7 protein-coding genes are annotated in these 8,198 nt (G+C 67.9%); 4 read left to right on the top strand and 3 right to left on the bottom strand.

Going from position 1 to position 8,198, the window contains the following annotated elements:
- The first annotated feature begins 109 nt into the window (after positions 1–109).
- The gene (locus tag ABE463_RS15590) at positions 110–1,744 is read left to right on the top strand and encodes an NAD+ synthase (RefSeq protein ID WP_179460233.1); all 1,635 of its coding nucleotides are present in this window, start codon (positions 110–112) and stop codon (positions 1,742–1,744) included.
- 49 nt (positions 1,745–1,793) lie between these two features.
- On the opposite strand, the gene ABE463_RS15585 is transcribed toward ABE463_RS15590, so the two are convergent.
- Positions 1,794–2,678: an outer membrane protein assembly factor BamD gene (locus ABE463_RS15585; protein ID WP_259259374.1), complete on the bottom strand. Its 885-nt coding sequence runs from the start codon at positions 2,676–2,678 to the stop codon at positions 1,794–1,796.
- Between the two features lie 116 nt (positions 2,679–2,794).
- On the opposite strand from ABE463_RS15585, the gene rluD reads away from it, so the two are divergent.
- Genes rluD through ABE463_RS15570 form a run of 3 tightly spaced genes read left to right on the top strand, consistent with a single transcriptional unit; the run spans position 2,795 to position 4,991 of the window.
- Positions 2,795–3,790, top strand: coding sequence for a 23S rRNA pseudouridine(1911/1915/1917) synthase RluD (rluD, locus tag ABE463_RS15580; RefSeq protein WP_123730367.1), 996 nt, complete (start codon positions 2,795–2,797; stop codon positions 3,788–3,790).
- A complete protein-coding gene (pgeF, locus tag ABE463_RS15575; protein ID WP_346468771.1) occupies positions 3,790–4,569 on the top strand; it encodes a peptidoglycan editing factor PgeF in 780 nt (259 codons plus the stop codon). The genes rluD and pgeF overlap by 1 nt, the downstream gene beginning before the upstream one ends.
- On the top strand, positions 4,554–4,991 hold the full coding sequence (locus tag ABE463_RS15570; RefSeq protein ID WP_346468770.1) for a thiol-disulfide oxidoreductase DCC family protein: 438 nt from the start codon (positions 4,554–4,556) through the stop codon (positions 4,989–4,991). The genes pgeF and ABE463_RS15570 overlap by 16 nt, the downstream gene beginning before the upstream one ends.
- A 31-nt stretch (positions 4,992–5,022) precedes the next feature.
- Here the strand turns inward: ABE463_RS15570 and otsA are convergent, their stop codons facing one another.
- Together otsA and ABE463_RS15560 are read right to left on the bottom strand one after the other, a co-directional pair.
- Positions 5,023–6,387: an alpha,alpha-trehalose-phosphate synthase (UDP-forming) gene (otsA, locus tag ABE463_RS15565; protein ID WP_313213011.1), complete on the bottom strand. Its 1,365-nt coding sequence runs from the start codon at positions 6,385–6,387 to the stop codon at positions 5,023–5,025.
- Positions 6,384–8,165 carry a glycoside hydrolase family 15 protein gene (locus ABE463_RS15560; protein WP_346468769.1) on the bottom strand — a complete coding sequence of 594 codons (1,782 nt, stop codon included), beginning with the start codon at positions 8,163–8,165 and terminating at the stop codon, positions 6,384–6,386. Before ABE463_RS15560 ends, otsA begins: the two co-directional genes overlap by 4 nt.
- Positions 8,166–8,198: the final 33 nt, after the last annotated feature.

Genomic DNA, 8,198 nt, shown 5'->3' with positions numbered 1-8,198 from the left:
GCGGGCCGCGCCGCGGGCCGCGCCCGCCCCGGGCCCCGGCTCCTGCGGGGGTGGCCGGCCCCCGCCCGGCACTACAATGAGCGTATTGCAACCACAGGCTGGACCCCCCATGACGTCGCTCCGCATTGCCCTGGCGCAGTTCGATTTTCCGGTTGGCGCAGTGGCGCAGAACACCGACACCATCATCGCGATGATCGCCGAGGCGCGCGACGAGTACGGTGCCGAGCTGGTGGTGTTCCCGGAGCTGGCGATCAGCGGCTACCCGCCGGAGGATCTGCTGCTGCGGCCCGGCTTCCTGTACGACTGCCAGCAGGCGCTGGAGCGCATCGCGGCGGCCACCACCGGTATCGCTGCCGTGGTCGGTTGGCCACAGGCCGCCGGTGCGGTGGTCTACAACGCGGCCAGCGTGCTGCGCGATGGCAAGGTCGAACACACCTACCGCAAGCGCGAGCTGCCCAACTACGCGGTGTTCGATGAGCGCCGCTACTTCGATGTCGATCCGGACGGCGGCAGCTGCGTGTTCGAGCTGAAGGGCGTGCCGGTGGGCGTACTGGTCTGCGAGGACCTGTGGTTTGCCGAACCGCTGGCCGATACGGTCCGTGCCGGTGCGCAGCTGGTGATCGTGCCCAATGCCTCTCCGTACGAGCGTGGCAAGCATGCCCAGCGCGATGCGCTGCTGGCCGAGCGTACCCGTGAGAGCGGGGCGGCGATAGCCTACCTCAATGTGGTGGGTGGCCAGGACGCACTGGTGTTTGATGGTGCCTCGGTCGTCGCTGACGGCGATGGCACCGTGCACCCGGCCGCCGCGGCCTTCACCGACCAGTGGCTGGTGGTGGATTACGACGCCGATGCGCGCCGCTTCCTGCCGCGCGAGTGGATGGACGACGGCGACGAGAGCATGGATGCGCTGGCCTGGCGCGCCGTGACCCGCGGCATCCAGGATTACTGCCGCAAGAACGGCTTCAAAAAGGTCTGGCTCGGCCTGTCCGGCGGCATCGATTCGGCCCTGGTGCTGGCGATGGCGGTGGACGCGCTGGGCGCGGCCAACGTCACCGCGGTGCGGCTGCCGTCGCGCTACACGGCGGACATGTCCAACGATCTGGCGGCCGAGCAGTGCCGCGCGCTGGGCGTGAAACTGGAGGCGGTCTCGATCGAACCGGTGTTCGAGGGCCTGATGGCCGCGCTGGGCCCGATGTTCGAGGGGCAAGCGGCCGATGTGACCGAAGAGAACCTGCAGTCGCGCAGCCGTGGCGTGATCCTGATGGCGCTGTCCAACAAGTTCGGCGGGCTGCTGCTGACCACCGGCAACAAGAGCGAGTACGCGGTGGGCTACGCCACCATCTACGGCGACATGTGCGGCGGCTACGCCCCGCTCAAGGACCTGTACAAGACGGAGGTGTTCGGGCTCTCCAAGTGGCGCAATACCGTGGGCGGCGCCCCGGTGATCCCGCCGGCGGTGATCTCCCGCCCGCCCTCGGCCGAACTGCGCGCCAACCAGACCGACCAGGACTCGCTGCCGGCGTACGACGTGCTGGACGGCATCCTGTACCGCTATGTGGACCAGGAGCAGTCGCGCGAGGAGATCGTGGCCGCCGGGTACGCCGCCGAGGTGGTGGACCGTGTGCTGCGCCTGGTGCGCACCAGCGAGTGGAAGCGCCATCAGGCCGCCCCGGGGCCGAAGGTCTCGCGCCGGGCGTTCGGGCGGGAGCGCAGGTACCCGATCAGCAATGGGTACAAGGGGTAGGCGTCGAGCGCTACCGTAATAAGAAAGGCCCCTTTCGGGGCCTTTTTCATTACTTGCGGTTCATCGTGGCGTTGCGTTCACCGGTACTGGCGGACTTCTCGCCGGCAAACGGGTTCAGCTTGCGCACCATCCACGGGTACTTCGGCCACTTGCCCTGCAGCCACGGGTGGTCAGGCTGGTTCAGCTCGAGCACGCGGCGGGCATCGTCGGCCAGGGTCTTGTTGCCCAGGTGGGTGTAGGCCTCGCCCAGGGCGGCCACGGCATCGTACTGGAACGCGCTCTGCGGGTAGTTCTCCAGCAGGAAGTTGGCGCGGCCAGCGGCCGAGACGTACGCCTCGCGGCGCAGGTAGTACAGGGCGTTGTCCAGCTCGTACTGGGCGAACACGTCGCGCAGGGCGATCATCCGCTGGCGCGCATCGGCGGCGTAGCGGCTGTTGGGGTAGCGTTCGGTGACGATGGTGAAGTCGGCATAGGCCTGACGCGGGCTCGACAGGTCACGGCGGCTCGGGTCCAGCGACCAGACGCGGCGCAGGAAGACCGTGTCGCGATTGCCATTGGCCAGGCCGCGCAGGTAGTACATGTAGGCGATGTTGCGGTGGGTCGGGTAGGTACGGATGAAGCGGTCCACGCTGGACACCGCGTCATCGTGCTTGCCGGCCTTGTACTGCGCGTAGGCGCTTTCGATCATGGCCTGTTCGGTGTACGGGCCATACGGGTATTGGGCTACCAGACGGCGGAAGCTGGCTTCGGCACCGCTCCAGTTCCCCCCTTCCATGAGCTTGTGGCTCTTCTCATAGAGGCTTTCGACCGGCAGACCTTCATCCGGATTCTTGCCCTTGGTACCGCGGTGGCAACCGGTGGCAACGAAGAGCAGCACCAGCATCAGGGCGGCGAGGCGGACGGGCGCGGACAGCATAACGGAGCGTCGGATCATGGGGTCAGGGCGGGACGCGGCTGGAATACGAAGGGTCGATGATAGCCTAGTGGCCTGTCCCGCGACTGAAACTGGTCGCCCGGACCCCAAAATTGTCCCTATTGCGGTGTGCCCCCATGTCCGATACCCCTGCTGATTCCGATTCCCCCCGCCAGGCCATCGTGCCCGATACCGCCGCCGGCCGGCGTTTTGACGCGGTCCTGGCCGAGCTGTTCCCCGAGTTCTCCCGGTCCAAGCTGACCGAGTGGATCAAGTCCGGCGACGTCCTGCTGGACGGCGACACCGTGCGCGGCCGCGACCCGGTGCGCGGCGGCGAGGTGGCCAGCCTGCATGTCGTGCTCGACACCCAGACCCACGCCGAGCCGGAGGACATCCCGCTGGAGGTCCTGTACGAAGACGAGCATGTGTTCGTGATCAACAAGCCGGTCGGCCTGGTGGTCCACCCCGGCGCGGGCAACCCGACCGGCACCCTGGTAAACGCGCTGCTGTTCCGCGATCCCTCGCTGTCGGTGCTGCCGCGTGCGGGCATCGTGCACCGCCTGGACAAGGACACCAGCGGCGTGATGGTCATCGCCCGCACGATCCAAGCGCAGACCGCGCTGGTCGAGCAGCTCTCGGCACGTGAAGTGCATCGCCAGTACCTGGCCGTGGTGGTCGGTGCGCTGGTCTCCGGCGGCACCGCCACCGCCGGTATCGACCGCCACCCGCGCGACCGCATCCGCATGGCCGTGCGCGAAGACGGCAAGGAAGCGATCACCCATTACCGCCTGCGCGAGCGTTTCCGCGCGCACACCGCGCTGGAATGCCGCCTTGAAACCGGCCGTACCCACCAGATCCGCGTGCACATGGCGCACCTGCGTCATCCGATCATCGGCGATCAGCTGTATGGCGGTGCGCTGAAGCTGCCCAAGGGCGCCAGCGAGGAGCTGGTGGCCGAACTGCGCGGCTTCAAGCGCCAGGCGCTGCACGCTGAAACGCTGGAGTTCGTGCACCCGATCACCGGTGAGAAGATCACCAACAGCGCACCGCCGCCGGCCGACATGCAGGCCCTGCTGCACGCCCTGCGCGAAGACAGCAAGCGCTTCGCCGAGCAGGAACGCAACCGCCGCTGATGGACGCCACCGTGCCCGTGCTGCCAGCCGACTGGCAGGCCCCGAGCGGGGTCCATGCGCTGACCACCCTGCGCTTCGGCGCGGGCGGTTCGGTGGCCCCGTTCGATCAGTTCAACATGGGCAACCGCTACGCCGCCGACGGCGATGATCCGGCGCAGGTGCAGCGCAACCGCGATCTGCTCGTGCCCGGGCTGGGCCTGCCCTCGGCGCCGCATTGGCTGCGCCAGGTGCATGGCACCGGCGTGCGTCGCTTCACCGCGCCGCCGACGGCCGTTGGCGTCGAGGCCGAACCCACCGCCGATGCGGCGGTGACCTCGGTTCCGGGCGTGGTGCTGGCCATCCTCACCGCTGACTGCCTGCCGGTGGTCTTTGCCGCCCGCGATGGCGGTGAGATCGGGGCGGCCCATGCCGGCTGGCGTGGGCTGGCCGACGGCATGCTGGAGGCCACCGTGGCCGCCATGCAGACCCCGGCCGCGCAGCTGCAGGCGTGGCTGGGCCCGGCGGCCGGGCCCGCGCTGTATGAGATCGGCGAGGACGTGTTCGAGGCCTTCGTCGAGCGCGACGAGGGCGCCGCGGTGGCCTTCGTGGCGACCCGTCCGGGGCACTGGAAGGTGGACCTGTACGCGCTGGCCCGCCGGCGCCTGCAGTCCGCAGGCCTGGACGCGGCACACATCAGTGGCGGGCAGTACTGCACTCTGGCCGACCCGCAGCGGTTCTACTCGCACCGGCGCGACCGCCGCACCGGGCGCATGGCGACCTTGGCATGGATCGCGCCCTGACCGTTGGACAGACGGTGAGTGGAGCGGCCGATGCGGTCATCGTCTTCGACGGCGTCTGCGCACTGTGCAGCCGCTGGGTGCGGTTCCTGCTGCGCGTCGATACGCGCGGCCGCTATCGCTTCGCTGCAATGCAGGGCGTGCACGGGCGCGCTCTGCTGCAGGCGCACGGGCTGGATCCGGAGGATCCGTCGTCGTTCCTGCTGCTCGAGCAGGGGCGCGCATGGACCGACACCGACGCGATCCTCCGCGTACTGGCCGGGTTGGGTGGTGCATGGCGTGTGGTGCGTGTGCTGCGCTGGTTGCCCCGCGGGCTGCGCGACCGCGCGTATCGCGCGCTGGCGCGCAACCGCTATCGGTGGTTCGGTCGGTATGACACCTGTTTCCTGCCGACACCGGCGCAGGCAGCTCGGTTTCTGGACTAAGAAGGGACGGGTTGCCGGCCAGCGGCCGGCACTACCCTTCCAATGCCTGCAGGTACGTCCGCCGCCAATGATTGATGTCGTACGTGCGCAGGTGCTCCATCATCGCCTGCCAGCGCTCCACGCGCTTTTTCAGCGGCATCGTCGCCGCCGTGGCGATCGCATCGGCGACGCCATCCAGGTCATGCGGATTGACCAGCAGCGCCTGCTTCAATTCATCGGCGGCACCGGCCAGCAGTGACAGCACCAGCACGCCCGGGTTCTCCGGGTCCTGCGAGGCGACGTACTCCTTGGCGACCAGGTTCATGCCGTCGCGCAGCGGCGTGACCAGGCCCACCGCGGCTGCCCGGTAGAAGCCGGTCAGCGTGGCATGGGTGAAGTTCTGGTTGACGTAGCGCAGCGGGGTCCAGTCCGGTGCGGCATGCCCGCCGTTGATGTGCCCGGCGATCTGTTCGAGCTGGCTGCGCAGCTGGCGGTACTCGGTGACATCCCCGCGCGAGACCGGGGCGATCTGCAGGTAGGTCAACGAGCCGTGCTGGTCCGGATGACGCTCCAGATACCGCTCGAACCCCTGGAAGCGTTCGGGCAGGCCCTTGGAGTAGTCCAGCCGGTCCACGCCGATCGCCAGCTGACGATTGCGCAGGCTGCCGCGCAGGTCCTTGACGGCGGGTTTGTTCGCCCCCGCTTTGGCCTGGCGGGCGATGAATTCGGTATCGATACCGATCGGGAAGGCCGCAGCGCGGAAACGCCGGCCGCCGGGTGCTTCCAGCTCACCGTCAGGCAGCACGCGGCCACCACCGAACAGGCGCACGTAGGACTGGAAGCGGTCCGCATCGCGCTGGGTCTGGAAGCCGACCAGATCGTAGGCGTACAGGCTGGAGAACAACCGCAGGTGATCCGGCAGCGCCTGCAGCAGATCGGCCGAGGGCATCGGCACGTGCAGGAAGAAGCCGATCCGGCAGCCGATGCCGCGCTCGCGCAGCAGCGAGGCCAGCGGGATCAGGTGATAGTCATGGATCCAGACGATGTCGTCCTCGCGCAGCAGCGGCGCGAGTTTCTCGGCGAACAGCGCGTTGACCCGGCGATACGTTTCGCGCGTGGCGCGATCGTAGTCGACCAGGTCCAGCCGGAAGTGCAGCAGCGGCCACAGCGTGCGGTTGGCGAAGCCGTTGTAGTAGCCATCCACGTCGCGCTTGTTGAGGTCCATGGTGACGTAGCGGATGTCACCGTCCACCTGCTCGTGCAGCGTGCCGCTGTTGTCGCGGGTGGATTTCCCGCTCCAGCCGAACCACAGGCCGCCACGCTCCTTGAGCGCGGCCAGCAGGCCGACTGCCAGGCCGCCGGCGCGGGATTCACCGGGAACGGCGACCCGGTTGGACACGACGACCAGGCGGCTCATGATGCCTCCTGCCAGCTGCGCGACAGGCGCATGGCGGCAGTGATCAGGCCCACGTGCGAATAGGTCTGCGGGAAATTGCCCCAGGCCTCGCCGCTGTCGAACGCAAGATCCTCGGACAGCAGGCCCAGGTGATTGCGGCGTTCCAGCAGCATCTCGAACATCTCGCGTGCTTCGTCCAGACGACCGATCGCGGCGAGCGCATCGATGTACCAGAACGTGCAGATGGTGAAGCTGGTTTCCGGCTCGCCGAAATCATCCGGCGCGACGTAGCGATACAGCGCGTTGCCGTGCTTGAGATCGCGGCCGATCGCCTCGACCGTGGCGACGAAGCGCGCATCGGTGGCGTCGATGAAGCCGATATCGGCCAGCAGCAGCAACGAGGCATCCAGGCGATGGCCGCCGAAGGTATCGGTGAAGTGGCCGAGTGCTTCGCTCCACGACTCGCGCATGATGCGCGCATGGATGATGTCGGCGCGCTCGCGCCAATAGGTGGCGCGGTCATCCAGTTTCAAGCGCACGGCGATCTTGCACAGGCGGTCACACGCGGCCCAGCACATCGCACTGGTGTAGGTGTGCACTTCGGTGCGGCCGCGGAATTCCCACAGGCCGGCATCGGGAACATCGTGCAGGGTGAAGGCCTGCTCGCCGAGCGGCTCCAGCCGCGCGAAGGTGTGCGCATCGCCCGGGTCTTGCAGGCGGCGATCGAAGAACAGCTGGGTGGAGGCAAGCACCACGCTGCCGTAGACATCGTGCTGGCGCTGCACCCAGGCCAGGTTGCCGCGCCGCACCGGGCCCATGCCGCGATAGCCGGAGAGCGACGCGACTTCGGTTTCCTCCAGCTTGGCCTCGAAGCTGATGCCATACAGCGGTTGCAGGCTGCCATCGGCCGTGGCCAGGTTGAAGATGTAGCCCAGGAACTGCTCCATCGTGCGGGTCGCACCGAGACGGTTGAGCGTACGCACCACGAAGGCGGCATCGCGCAGCCAGCAGTAGCGGTAATCCCAGTTGCGGATGCTGCCGGGTGCTTCCGGAATGGAGGTGGTCATCGCGGCGATGATGGCGCCGCTGTCCTCGTACTGGCACAGCTTCAGCGTGATCGCGCTGCGGATCACCGCGTCCTGCCACTCCAGCGGGATCGACAGATAGCGCACCCATTCGCGCCAATAGTCACGCGTGCGCTGGAAGGATTCCTGCACGTAGCCACTGAGCGAACGGTTGAGCGATTCGTCCACCCCGAGCACCAGATGCACCGGGTGGTTCAGCACGAACGGCAGGCCATCGCGGACGAAACGCAGCGGCACATCGGTGGTCAGGCGCAGCACGTGGTCGGGAAGCACCCAGCGGATGTGGTTGCTGCCCCACGTGGCATCCGGGACGCGGGCGCCCCAGTCGGCCAGTGGACGCGCGCGCACGATGATGCGCGGGTTGCCGGACAGCGGCCGCACCTGGCGGATCAGGCTGACCGGTCGGTAGAAGCGGTCGTTCTGACGCCAGCGCGGCGCGAAATCGATGATTTCCAACGCACCACCGTGCTTGTCGCGCAGCACGGTGCGCAGGATGGCGGTGTTGGTCAGGTAGCTCTGTTCGCTGTCGACCATGTCCTCCAGCTCGATGCCGAAGTCACCGCCGTCCTGTTGATTGGGGCCGAGCAGGGCGCAGAAGGTCGGGTCGCCGTCGAAGGTCGGCAGGCAGCTCCAGACGACGCGCGCGTGCTTGTCGATCAGCGCGCCGAAGCTGCCATTGCCGACCACGCCCAGATTCAGATCGGGTTCGCTCATGATGCAGGAAGTCTCGTGTCATGCCGCGGCGGC

It is taken from the genome of Stenotrophomonas sp. TWI819, assembly GCF_039673075.1.
Lineage (GTDB): Bacteria > Pseudomonadota > Gammaproteobacteria > Xanthomonadales > Xanthomonadaceae > Stenotrophomonas > Stenotrophomonas rhizophila_B.
The sequence above is the reverse complement of the archived record's forward strand: the minus strand, read 5'-3'. Positions and strand labels throughout refer to the sequence as shown.